At 63.6% G+C, this 16,352-nt stretch carries 15 protein-coding genes; 4 read left to right on the top strand and 11 right to left on the bottom strand.

All coding sequences use genetic code 11. The features are described from left to right. Positions 1-128 precede the first annotated feature (128 nt). Together IAG25_RS01705 and IAG25_RS01700 are read right to left on the bottom strand one after the other, a co-directional pair. Positions 129-1,040: a LysR family transcriptional regulator gene (locus IAG25_RS01705; protein WP_187603227.1), complete on the bottom strand. Its 912-nt coding sequence runs from the start codon at positions 1,038-1,040 to the stop codon at positions 129-131. 45 nt (positions 1,041-1,085) lie between these two features. Beyond that, positions 1,086-1,715 (bottom strand): TetR/AcrR family transcriptional regulator, encoded by a 630-nt coding sequence (locus IAG25_RS01700; RefSeq protein ID WP_187603226.1) that lies wholly within the window; start codon positions 1,713-1,715, stop codon positions 1,086-1,088. Between the two features lie 429 nt (positions 1,716-2,144). On the opposite strand from IAG25_RS01700, the gene IAG25_RS01695 reads away from it, so the two are divergent. Together IAG25_RS01695 and IAG25_RS01690 are read left to right on the top strand one after the other, a co-directional pair. Continuing rightward, complete coding sequence (locus IAG25_RS01695; RefSeq protein ID WP_187603225.1) at positions 2,145-3,503, top strand: epoxide hydrolase family protein; 1,359 nt, start codon at positions 2,145-2,147, stop codon at positions 3,501-3,503. Positions 3,504-3,674: 171 nt separating this feature from the next. Further along, complete coding sequence (locus tag IAG25_RS01690; RefSeq protein ID WP_255503463.1) at positions 3,675-4,616, top strand: alpha/beta hydrolase fold domain-containing protein; 942 nt, start codon at positions 3,675-3,677, stop codon at positions 4,614-4,616. A 70-nt stretch (positions 4,617-4,686) separates the two neighbouring features. Here IAG25_RS01690 and IAG25_RS01685 read toward each other — a convergent pair whose 3' ends face one another. The 4 genes from IAG25_RS01685 to IAG25_RS01670 form a co-directional block, all read right to left on the bottom strand. Beyond that, complete coding sequence (locus IAG25_RS01685; RefSeq protein WP_187603224.1) at positions 4,687-5,601, bottom strand: DUF2950 domain-containing protein; 915 nt, start codon at positions 5,599-5,601, stop codon at positions 4,687-4,689. A 10-nt stretch (positions 5,602-5,611) separates the two neighbouring features. Further along, on the bottom strand, positions 5,612-6,709 hold the full coding sequence (locus IAG25_RS01680) for a DUF3300 domain-containing protein (protein ID WP_309243905.1): 1,098 nt from the start codon (positions 6,707-6,709) through the stop codon (positions 5,612-5,614). Between the two features lie 243 nt (positions 6,710-6,952). After that, the gene (locus IAG25_RS01675) at positions 6,953-7,213 is read right to left on the bottom strand and encodes a hypothetical protein (RefSeq protein ID WP_187603222.1); all 261 of its coding nucleotides are present in this window, start codon (positions 7,211-7,213) and stop codon (positions 6,953-6,955) included. Between the two features lie 235 nt (positions 7,214-7,448). Then, on the bottom strand, positions 7,449-8,252 hold the full coding sequence (locus IAG25_RS01670) for a MipA/OmpV family protein (protein WP_187603221.1): 804 nt from the start codon (positions 8,250-8,252) through the stop codon (positions 7,449-7,451). A 191-nt stretch (positions 8,253-8,443) separates the two neighbouring features. On the opposite strand from IAG25_RS01670, the gene IAG25_RS01665 reads away from it, so the two are divergent. Beyond that, positions 8,444-8,701 (top strand): hypothetical protein, encoded by a 258-nt coding sequence (locus IAG25_RS01665; protein WP_187603220.1) that lies wholly within the window; start codon positions 8,444-8,446, stop codon positions 8,699-8,701. Between the two features lie 43 nt (positions 8,702-8,744). On the opposite strand, the gene IAG25_RS01660 is transcribed toward IAG25_RS01665, so the two are convergent. From IAG25_RS01660 to IAG25_RS01640, 5 genes are all read right to left on the bottom strand, one after another. Continuing rightward, entirely contained in the window at positions 8,745-9,755 is a 1,011-nt protein-coding gene (locus IAG25_RS01660; RefSeq protein ID WP_187603219.1) for a DUF2955 domain-containing protein, read from the bottom strand. An 8-nt stretch (positions 9,756-9,763) separates the two neighbouring features. Continuing rightward, entirely contained in the window at positions 9,764-10,897 is a 1,134-nt protein-coding gene (locus IAG25_RS01655; RefSeq protein ID WP_187603218.1) for an HlyD family secretion protein, read from the bottom strand. Further along, entirely contained in the window at positions 10,894-12,438 is a 1,545-nt protein-coding gene (locus tag IAG25_RS01650) for an efflux transporter outer membrane subunit (RefSeq protein ID WP_187603217.1), read from the bottom strand. Before IAG25_RS01650 ends, IAG25_RS01655 begins: the two co-directional genes overlap by 4 nt. Positions 12,439-12,451: 13 nt before the next feature. Continuing rightward, entirely contained in the window at positions 12,452-13,552 is a 1,101-nt protein-coding gene (locus IAG25_RS01645) for an AI-2E family transporter (protein WP_187603216.1), read from the bottom strand. Positions 13,553-13,669: 117 nt separating this feature from the next. Beyond that, positions 13,670-14,842 carry a monovalent cation:proton antiporter-2 (CPA2) family protein gene (locus tag IAG25_RS01640; protein ID WP_187603215.1) on the bottom strand — a complete coding sequence of 391 codons (1,173 nt, stop codon included), beginning with the start codon at positions 14,840-14,842 and terminating at the stop codon, positions 13,670-13,672. 442 nt (positions 14,843-15,284) lie between these two features. On the opposite strand from IAG25_RS01640, the gene IAG25_RS01635 reads away from it, so the two are divergent. Beyond that, positions 15,285-16,346, top strand: a complete 1,062-nt coding sequence (locus tag IAG25_RS01635) for an amino acid ABC transporter substrate-binding protein (protein ID WP_255503462.1) — start codon at positions 15,285-15,287, stop codon at positions 16,344-16,346. Positions 16,347-16,352 lie beyond the last annotated feature (6 nt).

Here is a 16,352-nt window from a genome sequence, read left to right as displayed (position 1 = left end):
TCCGTATATTTGGTGTGAGGCGATTGTGGAATGCAGTGTTGGCCTTGACAATCCAAGTGGCAGTTGACGAACTGTTAACTGAAAATTGACATCGATGACCGCGCGGCCATCGAAGGAGAAGCCTGAACTCAGGCCCAGGTTTGTGCGAGCGCCGTGATTTCGGTGCGCAGATAGTCGATCAGCGCCTGTGTCGCCGGCGAAGGAAAGCGGTTGGGGAGCGTCACGATATAAAGCGTGTTCAGCGGGCCCGCGACACGATATTGCGGCAGGATGCGCAGCAGTCCACGGCCCGCGGGCGCATACGGCACATAGGCCGGAAGAAGCCCCACGCCCATCCCCGCACATACCGCCTCCGCAAGAAACGGAAAGTCGGACGACTGCAGCGCGGGCTGCATGGTGATGGCGTGGACGTCGGCTTCGTCCTGCCGATGCGTGAGCGTCATCGTGATCCGCCGGTCTGGATGCGGCGCCGCGACCAGCGCCAGCCTTTCGAGATCCGCCGGCGATTCGATCGGCCCATGCTTGCCGACGTAGTCCGCCGACGCGTACAGGCTCCAGTCGAACGAGCAGATATTGCGCGCCACGCAATCGAGCGGCGGCGTCCTCGTGATCCGCAACGCGACATCCACTTCCGACGCGATCAGATCCTCGATGCGGTTGTTGAACGTCACGTTCAGCGTGATGCCCGGATGCGTGTGCGCGAAGTCGAGCAGCTTCGTTCCGATGAACATTCTCCCGAAGCCCGTCGGCACGCTGACGCGCACACGGCCGGTCAGCGACTGCCCGAGAGTGTCGATCGATGCGCGCGCCGCGCCGAGGTCCTCCAGCATGCGTCGCCCGCAGTCGTAGAGCGTGTGGCCGGCCTGCGTGAGTTCGAGGTTGCGCGTCGAGCGGCGCAGCAGTTGCGCGCCGGTTTCGCGCTCCAGCAGCTTGAGCCGCTGACTGATGTTCGCGCGCGTCATGCCGAGCTTGCGCGCGGCGTCGCTCAGGCTGCGCGATTCGACGATCTCGACGAACAGGCCGATGAGGTTCAGGTCCATGAGGAACGTTCCGTCGTCTGACTCTCTGACCGATGCTTCACGGCTTCAGCGCTTGCCGCGTCGCCCGTCCAGTGCAAAGTTCCTGAGAAGCGTCCGCCGGCTCGCCTCCAGTATTTCCTCGCCGAGCGCCGGATTCGCGCCGCCGATCGCCCGCGAGAGGATCAGCGCGCCAACCATCTCGCTATAGAACGCGAGTGCTTCGCTGCGGGCTGCGTCGTGTTCCGCGCCTACGCCGCGCTGCTCTGCGATGAGCGCGGTCAGCGTATCGATCATCGTTTCGAAGCCGCTGGCGAAGTGCGACTGCGCTTCGGGGCCGAGGCGGCGCACGTCGGCGGTCAGTCCGGCCACCGCGCAACCCTGCTCGATGTCGCCGCAATGCGAGCCGGACAGATAGAAGTCCACCTGGCGCTTCAGGCGGTTGCCGCCGCGCCCGATCGGTGCGTCGATGGCTTCCTTCAGGTCGCGATTGGCCTTGTCCATCGCATTCGCCACGACCGCGGCGGCCAGCGCTTCCTTCGATTCGAAGTGGTTGTAGAAGCCGCCGTGAGTAAAGCCCGCGGCCTTCATCAACGCACTCAGCCCGACGCCGTCGATCCCGTGCTCACGGAACAACTTCTCCGACGCCGCGATGATCGCCTTGCGGTTCTCCGCCGCTTGCTGTTTCGAAACGCCCATCGTCCATGCTCCGCATCGTTCTCCGTTCGATTATAGCGTCCTTAACAAAATACAATGTCGATCACCATTGACGTGTATCTGCGCACTCGATTGTGTATCGCAACGTATCTGCGGCTCATGCAGATACGCACGCTTACTCAACGCGTCGCTTTTCGACACGTGCGGGATACGTTCGCACGCTTCAATAAGAACAGCGGGCACTTCGCTTCAGAACGAGCAGCCTGAAACAATCAGCGAGCGTGGCGCATATCATCTGAAACTCATCAACGCTTCGAACACTGCACATGTATGTATGTGCGTGTACACAAGCAAAAGATTGAAACGAAAAACTCATCTGGACACGATCGGCCGATTCTCGTAACGGGCGATGCCGGCGCGGTGGGTGTCTTCGGCGATACGTGGATCGCTTAATTTTCATCAGGAGTTCTCATGTTCGACAACAAGACCGTTCCCCCATCTCCCTCACGCCGCCGTTTCGTGGAGGCCGCAGCGGCCGGTGTCGCGGCGGTATCGCTGAGCCGGCTGGCTTTTGCCGAAACGAATCCGTCCATTGTTTCAGTTGCGAAGGCGGCGAACGGCGACAACGACGCCATTCGTCCGCTTCGTGTGCACGTACCCGAGGCGCAACTCTCCGATCTGCGTCGACGCATCAGAGCGACGCGATGGCCCGAACGCGAAACCGTATCCGACGATTCTCAAGGCGTGCCGCTCGCGATGATGCAAGAGCTTGCGCGTCATTGGGTCACGGATTACGACTGGCGCAAGGTCGAGGCGAAACTGAACGGTTATCCGAATTTCGTGACCGAGATCGACGGACTGGACATTCACTTCATCCATGTTCGTTCGAAGCATGACAACGCCATGCCGCTCATCGTGACGCATGGATGGCCCGGTTCGGTGATCGAGCAGTTCAAGATCATCGATCCACTGACCAATCCCACGGCACACGGCGCGAGTGCATCGGATGCCTTTCATCTGGTCATTCCGTCACTGCCCGGCTATGGATTCTCGGGAAAGCCGACGCAAACCGGCTGGGGCCCCGAACGCACCGCACGCGCCTGGGTGACGCTCATGAAGCGGCTCGGATACCAGAAGTTCGCGGCGCAAGGCGGGGATCTGGGCGGTGTCGTCGCGAACGTGATGGGCAAGCAGGCGCCGCCCGAATTGCTCGGCATCCATGTCAACTTCCCGGCGACCGTTCCCGCCGATATCGCCAAGGCGCTGCAAGCCGGCGATCCGCCGCCCGCGGCGCTCAACGATGAAGAGAAGCACGCGTACGACCAGCTCGCCAGCGCCGCAATGAAACGCCGCGCATACGCGCTGGAAATGGGTACGCGCCCACAGACGCTGTACGGTATCGCGGATTCGCCCATCGGTCTTGCGGGCTGGTTGCTCGATCACGGCGACGGTTACGTGCAGCCCGCGGCAGCGCTGACGTCGGCGGTGTTCGGGCGCACCGTCAACGGCGAATCGTCGGGTGCGATGACGCGCGACGACGTGCTCGACGACATCACGCTCTATTGGCTGACGAACACCGGCGTCTCGGCCGCGCGTTTCTACTGGGAATCGCACTTCAACTTCATCGGCGCGGCGGACGTGTCGGTGCCCGCTGCGGTCAGCGTATTTCCGCGCGAGAACTATCAGGCGCCGCGAAGCTGGACGGAACGCGCGTATCACAACCTCATCTGGTACAACCGGCTCGACAAGGGCGGCCACTTCGCGGCGTGGGAACAGCCGGATCTCTTCGCCGACGAAGTCCGTGCTGGGTTGAGGTCGCTGCGTACTTAGACAGGCGCGCTCGTCGACCGACGTGCCGCTCGGACGCCCGCGCGGGGGAGCCGGGAACAAGGCCCGGCGCGCCGATCGTCCAACGCGTTGCACGCAGCGTCCGGCGCCAGCGCCTTGTTTCGCGCGCCCGGACGACTAAGCTGCGATACATCCCGCAAGGAGACGACGACGATGACCACGACGCGATCCCGCATGACCCGCGACAACGCCGACCCGAAAGCGGTCGAAGTCTTTCCGTTGACGTCATCGGACCGGGACGCCCTCCCAGCGCTACATGCGACGTTCAGGCATCTATGGTCCGGTACGCTTGCGAAGACCGCGCCGCGCGTCGCGTACGATGCGTTCTTCGCGATGACGCCGCCATCGCCCGACGTGACGTTCCATCCGTCCACGGACGCAGCCATTCCGGGCTGGATCTGCGTGCCGGACAAGCGCGTGGACGATCAGGCGCTGCTCTATCTTCACGGCGGCGCATACATGATGGGCACGGCGCCGGCGTATCGCGGCTTTGTCAGCCAGATCGCGTCGCGCGCGCGGCGCACGACGTTCATCCTCGAATACCCGCTCGCGCCCGAAACCGCGTTGCCCGGTGCGCTCGATCTCGCCTCCGGAGCACTCGAACGGCTGCTCGGCATTCATGGCAAGGTCGGTGTCGTGGGCGACTCGGCTGGCGGCGGTCTCACGCTGGCAACGCTCTCGCGAGTCGCGAAGGTATCGGCGGCGGTCGTATTTTCACCGTGGACCGATCTGACCTTGAGCGGGCCGAGTGTCCGCGAACGCGCATCGAGAGATGTGCTGCTCGACGAGACCAATCTTCGCGAGGCCGCACGCGGCTATCTCGGCTCGGCTGCATCCGACGATCCACGCGCGTCTCCCCTGTTCGATATTCCCGATGCGCTGCCGCCGCTGCTCCTCCAGGTGGGCTCGGAGGAAATTCTCTATGACGACGCCTCGCGCTATGCGCAAAAGGCCTGTGCTGCCGGCCACGCCGTCACGCTCCAGGAGTGGATGGGCATGGACCACGTGTTTCAGCAGAACGTCGAGCGCCTGGAAGCCGCGCGTGAAGCGCTCGATCAGACCGCCGCTTTCCTGGACGAACACATGGGAAGATGATCGCCTCGGGCATTGTTATGAGATCTTGCGCCGCGCTCGTGGCCGATTGCAGGCCAAGACCCGTGCACCCTCAAGGCTGCTGCACACGGCTCCACGACGCATCCGGATCGAACTCGGTCAGCGGCTTCGCCGACGCGCCGCGATTCTTCTGATACACGACACCGTTGTTATTGACCACAAAAGTCATCACCCCGCTTGCGCCATATTGCGCGGGGTACGCGGCCATCGCGAAGCCCGCCAGCATGCGCCCGTTGATGATGTACGTGAAAGGACCGCCCGCCGCGTGCTTTCCCTGTCGCGTGAGAATGCGGAAGTAATAGCCGTGATACGCGTCGCCCGGATTTCGATCCTTGAGATAATTCGCGCTTGCTGCGATCAGCGGCCCGAACGGACTCGCCTCTTCACCCTTCGATTCGTCCGCGGGCCAATACAGCCCGTCACGCTTGCCTGGCGTGCTGCCGAGCTTGCGCGCGTATTGCAGCACGCCATCGCCCACACGGTCGCGCGTCGCGTACTCGCGTTGCGCATCGACATACGCGCGCATCACCTTGATGGCCTCGCGCTCGTTCGCGCCGATGCGCCGGTCCAGCACTTCCTGCTCACCCTCTTCGGTCGCGAAGCGCCACGCGCCCTGCGTGCGGACGAGCGGAATCGGCATGGGCCACGCTTCATCGCCGATACGCAGAACGCGGCGGTCCGGCGACGTTTCCTCCAGCATGTGATACGCATTGAACTCGGCGAGCGCATTGGCGCGCAGCTCGCGGTTCTCGGCTTCATCCGGCGTCACGACGAGTTCCTTGTGCGCATTGCCGAAGATGGCGATGAGCGCGGCGTCGTCGTTCGACTTGAGCGCCTGTTCCAGTGCGCTGACGGCTTCTTCCGGTGTCCTGAACGTCTCCTGATCCCCGGCGGCGAGAACGCGCAGAGGAACGATGAGCATCGCGACGATCGCGCATGCGACGAATCGACGAGACGTGCTATTCATGAAGCGTCTCCTATCGGCGACCGCCGCGGCCGCCTCCGCCAAGTCCACCACGCGCGCCGCCGGAAAAGCCGCCCTGAAAATTGCGTCCACCTTGCCCGCCCGACATCGACTGACGGCTCGCCGCGCCGCGCGCACTGTCCGCTCTTGCGCCCTGGGCGGACCCGTAGCCGCTGAACGCGTCGCCGCCTCGGCCCTGAAGGTTGCCGGCGCTCTGTGCGCGTGGCGACTGCGCGGTCGTCGGGGCTCGCGCGCCGGCGCGAGATGGCGCATCGCCCACGCGTTGCGCCGATGCACGCGTGCTCGCGCCCGATACCTGTCCAGGCTTCTTTTCCGAGCGCCACTGGGTCGAGCGCTGAGACGCAGAGGTTCCGTCCGCCGAGCGGTTCGCAGCACGATTGCTCAGTTCGTTCTTGACCTCGGCCCGGTTGACATTACCTTCGCGGTTGATGTTGATGGTGTTGTTGCCGCCCTCGTAGTGCGACACGTAGTGCCCGCCGTTCCACGCCGCCGTGATCGCGGCGCCCCAGATGAGGCCAGTCGCGAACACCGCGCCCGGTGCGTAGGGATAGTAGTAGACCGGATAAGGCGCTGGCCAGTAGGTGTACACCGGCGTCGGGCTGCTGATGACGACCGTCGACGGGTTGTACTGCGGCACGTAGATGACCTCGGGATTCGAAGGAACGATCTTGATGACTTCCTTCTCGACTACCACCGTCTGCTTGTCATCCGTCTTGAGATTCCCCACCGACTGAGTCTGACGCCGGAAACGCTGCACGGCCTGCAACACGGCGCTTTGATCCGTCACCACGGCTTCGCCGAGCGCCACGGTCCAGTCGAGGTTGGTGCTCATTGTCTTGAGCACTTCGGGGTAGTTCAGCAGCGCCTTGATCGGATCCTGCCACGCTTCGTTGACCGGCAAGTCCTTCTCGGTTTTTCTGCGATCGAGAAACCGGTCTGCCTGCACCACTTCGACCGGATAAGTCGATGCAGGAAGAATGATCGCGACGAGATCGTCGGGATAGAGCGCAATCGGACCGACGAGCGCATCCAGCGAACCCGACTCCATCGCGACGGGTTGCGCACGTGCTGCCTCCGACGCCTGAGCCACGGTTTGCGTACCGCTTGCGGCAGATGTCGGAGCGACCGTTTGCGCACCGCTTTCCGGTGGCGTTTGAGGAACTGCGCACCCGCCTGCACACAGCGCGGATGCGATGACCATCACGCTAAAGTACTCACGCATGTCCAGCACCACCAGGATCGGCTATACCGCGCGTGTTCCAGAGCCCGGGTCGTTACAGGGCCGTCTCAGTTCCAAAGAACATCGGATTGCACTTGCCCTTTCACGCAGCGATCATTGCGCAGTCGCACCACCATGTGCTGCCGCGATGGCCGCGTCGCGCTCTTTGGCGGCTTCCGCCTTCTTGTGGTCGTAAACCTTCTTGGCCGCTGCGACCTTCTGGTTATATTTCTTGTTGGCTGCGGAGACTTCCATTCGCATCTTGACGATTTCGTCGTTATGCGCGGGCTGAGCCGCGCCCTGATCGGTTTGTGCCCACGCATTCGTTGCGAACGCGATCGACATCAGCACTACAGCTCCTTTGAGACGATTCATGGCTACCTCCTCTCTTTGACTGCTATCGACGCTTCACGGAGATATGAGGTGTGCCGGCCGTTCCTCTCCGCGCGAACTTTTCCAGGAACGACAACGCGGTATAAACCGCACGCTGCTCTGCTCACAGTATGCGAACTCGTTCGTGAATTCAAGCAACCTGATCAGATCGATGTGGACCCAGACGATGATGGAATTGCCGATCAACCGCGCCCGTTGGCGCCGGTTTCAGTGAAGGTCATTGAAAGGCATAAGCGATCCCGACGCCGTATGTAAGTTGATTGCGCGTGCCACGCTGCGTCACGATGGGGCTCGCTGCCGAATCACCCATCAGGCGCTGGTAATAGACCATCGCGCCCGCGTACCATTTCGGGCTGACTTGAAAGATACCGGCGACCCAGCCGGTAATCTGATTGAGGCCGCCTCCGGGATTGAAGACCGGTAATCCGCTTTTCTGAGAGTCCTCGGATGTCACGCCGTAGTAGGTTTCGTTGAAGCCGCCGCTCACCCATGTCGCACCGAGTCCGCCGCCGATGAACACGCGCGAATGCAGTGGAAGCCATGCGCTCGTATTCAGCGTGGTACGCGCACCCGTGTAGACGGAGCCGGCATTCGTGACAACGGTCACCTCCCCTCGCAAGCGGAACGGCACATCGCCGACGTGACTGTATTCGTAGCCGACGTATCCGCCCCCTTCCACCGTGGTGGAGACGTCGTGAACCTGCGACACGACCGCGTCATCGACATTCCGTCGTCCCAGACGAAGCGCCAGCGCCGGACCCCACTGAAATCCGGTAAGACTCCCGAAGTTGTATTGCGTATATGTTCCGTACCACTCGAACAGGTGGCCGCCGCTCGTCACGTATCGCATACCAGGAAGCACACCGACGATGCGATCCTTGCCGCCGGCATATTCGGTGGTCGAACCGATCCCCGCGCCAAAGAAATTGGGCAATGCGTTGGAAAAATCGACCGGGCTTGCGCAGGCGCTGCCTACGACAAGCGAGAAGCATGCTCCGGTGATCGCTTTGCATCGTTTCACGGGTGCGCTCTCCGGTCGATATGAGCCCGTCTGCGTGGCAGTATTTCGATTTCTTGATCAATCGAATCATCGTGCTGCTTACCGCTATGCGTCGCCGTTGCAAAAGCCGATTCACAATGGTCGAGGATGCAGCTATCTTGATGCACGCACCTTATCCAAGATGTCTCGACTCGTCCTCCGGAACTCACATCATGTTCGCTCGCAACCTCAGGCTCACTGCGTTGGTCACTGCGATGCTCGTCTGCTCCTGGCCGGACGTGTCCTTGGCAACGGAGCAGGCACAACAACGTCGCGCCGGTCGCGACGTTCGTCAGGATACGCGCCAGGACTCCCGGCACACCAAGCAGGACTGCCGCGCCGCCAACCAGCAATCGAACGCGCATTGCCGGCACGACAAGCGGCAGACGAAGCAGCACGGGCGTCAAACCGCAAGAGACATCAAATACTGATTACACGAGACGCGGTCAAGTCGAACGTGCGAGTCATGCGCCATCAGCCGTTGCGCGGCCGGTCGAAAACCTGGAGCATCAGGCACGCGTACAGGCTGACCGCAAGAAAAAGCCCCATGCGCACCGCAAACGCCGTATAGACGTCCTTGCCCGCGATGCTGTCCTGTACTGACTGGCCCAGCAGGATGATCATCGTGATGAAGCCGTTCAGCCAGACTCCCGGCGGGTAGCGCGTCATCCTGATGCCGTAGAGCCTGCGCCCGACCATCAAACCGAACAGCAGCATCCACAGGAAGAACATCCACAGGTGCACCGAGAGTTTCAGCGCGAACCAGAACAGGATCGCGAGCAGCCCGCCGAGCAGTGTCGAGCCGATAAGCTCCCGCGCCGCGCCGCGTGCGGTCGTAGTGCAACTCTGTCTGCCGAGACTGACCGACTTCATGATGATCGGCATATAGCTCGCCGGGTCGGTCATTGCAAGGAGGTACGCCGGCATGACCACGAGCGCAGCGCGAAGTGCAATGCGCGCGGCCTGATCGGCGGACACGGTTCTCGCGGCAGGCGGTGGCCGCGCGTTCGCGTTCTCGGGAAACAGGCCGTGCATGAGCGCCGACACCAGCAAAGCGAGCAGCAGCCCCTTCACCAGCGCGCCGACCACCGTTGCGCCCACCTGGAAGTCGGCGGTGCCGGCCGCGGAGATCATCGTGAGCCCCGCCACCAGAAAGGTCGCGACGAGGTTGTTGCCGCCGCGCACGCCATAGAGGAAAGCGACGAACATCAACAGGCCGACGAGCATCACACCGGCGAGCGCGTAATGTCGAAGCAGCGGAACGAGCAGCAGGCCGCTACCGGTCGTCAGCATCACGACCAGCGCCAACATCGCGGCTGCCCTGAACGACATCGGCCGGTTCTGCGTCGCGAGCAGAAAGACCGCGAACACCGGCGCGATCACGGGAATCGGGAAATCGAACGCGAAGCTGATCGCGAGGCACAGCGCCGTCCCGGTCGCCATGCGCAGCGTGCGACGGCCCGGAAGCTGGAGCGTGTTTTCCATCGGCGTGCTCAGTAGACGTACGCCAGCCAGCTCATCACGCGCAGGAACATGCGGCCGAGCGGATTGAGCGGATTGCCCTGACTCGGAAACGCCATCACCTCGGCCTGCCCGCCGACACGCATGTTGTAGAGGCGCGCACGCTCGTCCTTATCGAATTCGACGATCACCGGAAAGCGCTGGGCCGGCCGCAGCCAGTCGCGGCTTGTCTGTACGGAAGGCAGACTGCCGGGCGGCGTGCTCTGTCCCACACTTACGCCGAACCCGATGCTGCGAATCCGCCCATTGAAGACTTCGCCCGGCAGCGCATCCAGCACGATGGCCACAGGCGTGCCGGGCCTCAGGCGGCCGAGATTGTTTTCGGTCATGTCCGCGCTGATCCACACGTCGCGGATCGCGATCAGCGTCATCACCGGCTTGCCTGCCGATGCGAACTGGCCGACTTCCGTGCCGAGATCGGTGATGACGCCGCCGGTTCGCGCCCTGATGCGCGTGTTGGCGAGATCGAGGTCGGCCTTCTGAAGCGCCCCGGCCGCGCTACGCAACTGCGCGTTCTCCGCCTCGATGCCGCCCTGCTGTTCGCGTGCACGCTCGACTTCCGCACGCGCCGCGACAACCTGACTCTGAGCTTGCTCGTAAGTCGCTCGCGCCACTTCGAGGCGCCGCAGCGAGATCGTGCCTTCGTCCTCGCGATACAGCCGTTCAAGCCGCTCGCTGTCCTGCCGCGCCTTGACCTCGTTCGCGATGGCCGCGCGCAGCGACGCACGCGCCGAATCGATGCCGGCCGTGTTTGCACCGATCTGCCGGCGCATGGTTTCGAGATCGGCGCGCGCGCGATCGGCAGTGATCCGGTATTGCTCGCCGTCGATTTCGAAAAGCACGTCGCCTGCGTTGACCTCCTGATTGTCACGCACCAGCACGCGCGTCACCCGGCCCGATACTTCCGCGGCGACAGGCACCACATTGGCCTGCACGCGCGCCTGCTGCGTATAGGGCGTGATGCGGTCGGCAAGCAGATACCAGATCAGGCTCACGACGATCAGCGTGATCACACACTTCAGCGCCCTGCCCGAAGGATCGTTAGCCGGAGCAGGCGGCGGCGTGCGCGCCGATGCGGTTTCCGAAGGCCCGGACGTTTCGCTCATCGGGCCGCTCCTTCGGATGGCACGCTCACCTCGTTCAGCAGATCGCCCCAGTCGGTGCGTTGCTGCATCTGCTGGCGTGTCGCGGCATCGACGAGCGGCTGGCGCGTGGTCCAGCCGCCGCCCAGCGCCTTGTAGAGCGCGATCAGGCTGCCGACCGCGTTGCGCCGGTTGACGACATACGCGTCCTGCTGGGCGAACAGCGCGCGCTGCGCATCGAGCACGCGCTGGAAGTCCGAGTAACCTTCCCGATAGATCGTGCTGGCGAGCGTCAGCGAGCGCCGCGCGGCCCCTTGCGCCTCGTTCAGGATGGCATCGCGGCGCGACGCGGCGATCAGCGAGGTGGCGGCGTCATCGGCCTCGCGCGCCGCTTCGCGCACGGTATTCTGATAAGCGACCGTCAGCTGTTGCAGCCGCGCGTCCTGAACGCGCACATTGTTCGTGATTCTGCCGTGATCGAAGACGTTCCAGACCACGCTGGGACCGATCGCCACGGCAAGCGTGCTCGGCGAGCCCTTCAGCGAACTCGCGCTGAAGCCGAGCGTGCCAAGCAGTGAGACCGAAGGATAGAAATCCGCTTCCGCCACGCCGATGAGCGCCGATTGCGCGGCCATCTGATATTCGGCGGCGCGCACGTCGGGGCGGCGCAGCAGCAGATCGGCGGGTACGTCCTGCAGGACGGCGCGATCCACCAGCGGAATCACGCCACCCTTACCGGACGACACGCCGAGTTCCGGCAACGGGCCGGGCGGCCGGCCCATCAGCAGGGACAGCGCGTGTTTCGCGAGCACGATCTGGCTTTCGAGTTCAGGGATGCTGCTCAACGTGCCCAGATACTGCGTATTCGCCTGCTGGAAATCCAGTTCATCCGTCTCGCCGGCCTTGAAGAGTTTTTGCGCGATGTCGTAGCTGCGTTTCTGCAACTGAGCGTTCTCGCGGGCGATGCGCAGGCGCGCCTCGCCGGTGCGCAGCGTGAAATAGGTTTCGGCGACCTGAGCGTGCAGAAGGACCAGCGCGGCGTCGCGGTTCGCCTGCGCGGCGAAGAACGCGGCGTCGGCCGACTCGATCGCGCGTGCGAAACGCCCCCAGAAGTCGAGCTCCCATCCGACGACGAAGCCCGCGCCGTACTGCAGATACACGCCCGAGCGCGGATCGAAACCATCCGAACGCTTTTGCGCCGACGCAAGCGCCTCGGCGCTGGCCTGCTGCACTTGCGGATAGCGTCCCGCGAGCGCGATGCCCAGTTGTGCGCGCGCCTCGATCACGCGCAATCCGGCGATCTGCAGGTCGCCGTTCCCGGCATCGGCTTGTTCCATCAGGCGTTCGAGATTCTCGTCGCCGAAGATTCGCCACCATTGCCGGACATCGGGCTGCGGCGCTTGCTGCGTGACCTGTTCGAGCGACGTGCTGCTCCAGTGTTCGCTCCAGGGCTCGTGTTGCGGATGAAAGTCCGGCCCCACGCGCATACAGCCGCTCAGCAACGACGCAAGGCCCACGATGACGCAGTCCGTCAGCCGCGGCCGTCTGATCCGGGAGGCGTGCATCGAAGGCGACCTCTCAGAGCCGCTCCTGTTGTTGCGGGGGTTCCAGGGACGGTTGTTGTTTCACCCACCGCCAGAACAGCTTGTAGGCGACCGCGAGCATCACGGGACCGATGAACAGGCCGATCACGCCGCCCGTCACCATGCCGCCGAGCGCGCCGATCAGCACCACGGGCATGGGCACCGCGACGCCGCGACCCAGCAGCATCGGCTTGAGCACGTTATCGGCGAGACCGGCGATGAAGGTATAGACCGAGAAGACGATCGTCGCCGTGCTCACGCCATTTGTCACGATCACGAAGATGATGACGGGAATCGTGATCAACGTCGCCGGCAACTGCATGATGCCGATCAGCAGCACGGCGAGCGCGAGCAGCCCCGCGCCGGGAATGCCCATGATGACGAAGCCGATGCCGATCAACAGCATCTGGATGAACGCGATCCCGACCACGCCTTGCGCCACCGCGCGAATCGTGGCCGTGCAAAGATCCGCGATCTGCTGGCCGTTCTCGGGCCCGGAGATGCGCGAGGCGATCTGCACGGCGCTGCCATAACCCTTCTCGCCATGCGCCATGAAGATACCCGCGACGATCAGCGCGAGAAAGAACACGATCAGCCCGGCGCCAAGTCCCGTGATCGTGCCGAGCACGGCAAGACCGGCTTCCTTGATCTGCGGCGCAAACTTCTGCGCAAGACCCGAGACATCCGTCGATGCCTGCGCCCAGAAGTCGTACACCCGCTGACCGACCAGAGGCCACGCGGCCACCGATTCCGCGGGCGGCGGAATCTGGAAGGTGCCGCTCCTGACGACGCCCATCGCGCGCTCGATGGACGTCGCAACCGCCACGCCGAGCAGGTACGTCGGCACGAGGATGACGGCGAACGCGACGAAGATGATCAACGTGGCGATCAGACCGTCCTTGCCTCCAAACGCGCCGCGGAGCCGAACCTGAAGCGGGTACAGCGTGACCGCGAGAATCAGCGCCCAGACCATCAGGTCGAGGAACGGCACGAATACCCGAAAACAGAAGACCGCCAGAACGGCGACGAGACCGGCGCGTATCAGAACATCGAGCAGTTCCCTGGAGAGCGTGCGCTCAGAAATCGGCGATAGCATTTTCGTGCCTCCTCGCGTTGACCCGTTCGAATACGGGACGGGCAGCATGACTTCCAGAACAAATCGGCGCATGAAGCCGGCGATCGCGGTATGAATGCGGTGATCGAGGAAACACGCTTACCCTGCCCGAGCCCGCGTAGTCGCTTCGGACAGCCGGCGGTGCACGAGCAGCAACAGGGGCGTGGAGACCATCGAGAGCGCGACGACCAGCGTGACGAGCGATGCCTGACGCTGATCGATGACACCCGCCGCCAGTGACGCGGCCATCACGACAAACGCGAACTCGCCGCCTTGCGACAGCAGAATGGCGAAGAAGCTCCGGTGCGATGCCGGCACTTCGAAGCGGCGCGCAAGGAACCACTGCGCGACCGCCTTCACGCTGACCACCGCGACGACGAGCACCGCTACCCGCACCGGCTCACGCGTGAGCACGCTGAAATCCATCGACATGCCTACCGCGATGAAAAACAAACCGAGCAGCAAGCCCTTGAACGGCGCCATATCGACTTCGATTTCGTGACGAAAGTCGGAATCGGCGAGCAGCACGCCCGCGACGAACGCGCCCAGCGACATCGACAGATGCACGCTCTGCATGAGAAGCGCGATGCCGACGATCCACAGCAGCGCGAATGCGGTGAAGATCTCCGGGACGCCCGTGCTGGTGATGAGCCGCAGCACGGCGTTCAGCAGATAGCGCCCGACGAGCGCGATTGCGCCCAGCATGGCGAGCGCCTTCAGCGCGAGGAGCCAGCCCGGTTCCGCGGCGGGCATGGGCAACGTCGGCCCGAGCAGCGGCAGAAGCGCGATCAGCGGAATGGCGGCCATGTCCTGGAACAGCAGAATGCCGAACCCGGCGCGGCCCGTCGGCATGTCCATGAGCTTGCGCTCCTGGAGTTCGGACATGACCATCGCCGTCGACGAAAGCGACAGCGCAAGGCCGCCCGTCAATGCAATGCGCCAGGGCAGCCCCAGCATCATGAAAACGCCCAGCAGCGCGGCGGCGCAAACGGTCATCTGCATGGTCCCGTAGCCGAAGATGGTGCGGCGCATTGCCCACAACGCGTCGATCTTCATTTCGAGTCCGATCACGAACATCATCAGCACGATGCCCAGCTCGGAGAAGTGAAGGATCGCGTCGACATCGGTCACGAGCCTCAGTACCCACGGGCCGATCAGGACGCCCGCAAGCAGGTAGCCGAGCACCGCGCCGAAGCCGAAGCGAACGGCGAGCGGCACGGTGATCAGCGCCGACGCAAGAAAGATGACCACGTCGATCAGCAGCTTTGTCATGCGTTGTTCTCCTGAACCGGCTCGCAACCAACGCAGACACGAAAACTTGCGTCGACGCATCTGCATCGTTGTACCGGCGGCTGGCGCGCTTGACGAAAGCGGTTGTTCGACGCGGCGAGGCGTTCGGGTCATCGAGCGCGGACAACGCAGGAAACCCGGGACCGCTCACGCGCGGATCGGGCTTCGGCCTTCTTACAGCATAGTGATATACGTAAAGGGTTCAAGGTTTGTCGCGAGCAGACAGATTCCGCGCCGGGCGTGCGTCGATAACGTGGAGCCCGTAGGCACATGCTTCACTGGATCGTGATCTCGTCCTGCTTCTTGGCTGCCAACGCGCGCGACTTCGAAGAAACGAACGCTTGAACTGGACCAGTTTTCGTCTACAACCTAATCTGGCATGTGTCCCGCCGGACGGCGAACCGCGTGACAAGACGACGTGAACATGAGTCTTCATATCGAGAAGACGATGCGCAATTCTGCGGCGAATCTCATCGCGATCGTAGGCGCCGCGCTGCTCGCGCTGCCGGCAGCGCCGGTCCCCGCCTTCGCGGCGGGATCGGTAACGCTCGCGCAGGTCGAAGCGCGAGGTGTCCTGCGATGCGGCGTCAGCGACGGCATCGCCGGCTTTTCCCAGCGGGATGCGTCGGGACAATGGTCCGGCATCGACGTGGATTTCTGCCGCGCGGTGGCCGCCGCGACGCTCGGCGATGCGAACAAGGTCGCCTTCGTCCCGCTCCGGGCGTCCGCCCGCTTCCCGGCGCTCAGAATGGGCCGCATCGATCTGCTCGCGCGCAACACGACCTGGACGCTCTTGCGTGAAGGCACACTCGGGATTCAATTCGCGGGCGTGCTGTTCTATGACGCGCAGGCCTTCATGGTTTCGACGTCGAGCGGCGTTCGCACGCTCGCATCCCTCAAGGGCGTGACCGTCTGCGTTCAACGTGAGACGACCAGCGAAGACAATCTCGTCGGCTACTCGAATGCGAATGCGCTCGATCTTAAGCCGGTGGTGCTCGGCTCGGCGGCAGAACTCGAGCAGGCTTTCACCTCCGGGCGATGCCGCGCCGTGACGGCCGATCTATCCCTGCTCGCCACGCTGCGCAGCCGCACGCCCGGCGGTGCATCGGCGCTCGCGATCCTGTCGGAACGAATCTCGAAGCAGCCGCACGCGCCAGCCGTGCGCGGCGGCGATGACGCATGGCTCGTCATCGTGCGCTGGGTGCTCTTCACGCTGATCGCCGCGGAAGAACTCGGCGTGACCCGTCAGAATCAGGCCGAGCGCGTGAGAGATCCGCTCGTGGCTCGCGCGCTGGTTCCGGACCCGAGCGTGACCGCGACGCTCGGCATCGGCCCTGGCTGGACGCTTCGCGCGCTCAAGAGCGCCGGCAACTACGGCGAGATGTTCAACCGCAATCTCGGCACCGGAAGTCCGATCAAGCTCGATCGCGGCCTGAACGAGCTCTACACACGCGGCGGCCTGATGTACGCGCCGCCGATGCAATGACGCCTG

This window comes from Caballeronia sp. EK, from assembly GCF_014384845.1.
Taxonomy (GTDB): domain Bacteria; phylum Pseudomonadota; class Gammaproteobacteria; order Burkholderiales; family Burkholderiaceae; genus Caballeronia; species Caballeronia jiangsuensis.
Note: the sequence above shows the minus strand (reverse complement) of the source record. Positions and strands in the feature narration are given on the sequence as shown.

Coding starts and splice junctions, on each gene's coding strand:
- IAG25_RS01665 (WP_187603220.1), top strand. CDS start 8,444: ATGTTCGCTCGCAACCTCAGGCTCACTGCGTTGGTCACTGCGATGCTC.
- IAG25_RS01700 (WP_187603226.1), bottom strand. CDS start 1,715: ATGGGCGTTTCGAAACAGCAAGCGGCGGAGAACCGCAAGGCGATCATC.
- IAG25_RS01675 (WP_187603222.1), bottom strand. CDS start 7,213: ATGAATCGTCTCAAAGGAGCTGTAGTGCTGATGTCGATCGCGTTCGCA.
- IAG25_RS01690 (WP_255503463.1), top strand. CDS start 3,675: ATGACCACGACGCGATCCCGCATGACCCGCGACAACGCCGACCCGAAA.
- IAG25_RS01695 (WP_187603225.1), top strand. CDS start 2,145: ATGTTCGACAACAAGACCGTTCCCCCATCTCCCTCACGCCGCCGTTTC.
- IAG25_RS01685 (WP_187603224.1), bottom strand. CDS start 5,601: ATGAATAGCACGTCTCGTCGATTCGTCGCATGCGCGATCGTCGCGATG.
- IAG25_RS01640 (WP_187603215.1), bottom strand. CDS start 14,842: ATGACAAAGCTGCTGATCGACGTGGTCATCTTTCTTGCGTCGGCGCTG.
- IAG25_RS01650 (WP_187603217.1), bottom strand. CDS start 12,438: ATGCACGCCTCCCGGATCAGACGGCCGCGGCTGACGGACTGCGTCATC.
- IAG25_RS01635 (WP_255503462.1), top strand. CDS start 15,285: ATGAGTCTTCATATCGAGAAGACGATGCGCAATTCTGCGGCGAATCTC.
- IAG25_RS01645 (WP_187603216.1), bottom strand. CDS start 13,552: ATGCTATCGCCGATTTCTGAGCGCACGCTCTCCAGGGAACTGCTCGAT.
- IAG25_RS01655 (WP_187603218.1), bottom strand. CDS start 10,897: ATGAGCGAAACGTCCGGGCCTTCGGAAACCGCATCGGCGCGCACGCCG.
- IAG25_RS01660 (WP_187603219.1), bottom strand. CDS start 9,755: ATGGAAAACACGCTCCAGCTTCCGGGCCGTCGCACGCTGCGCATGGCG.
- IAG25_RS01705 (WP_187603227.1), bottom strand. CDS start 1,040: ATGGACCTGAACCTCATCGGCCTGTTCGTCGAGATCGTCGAATCGCGC.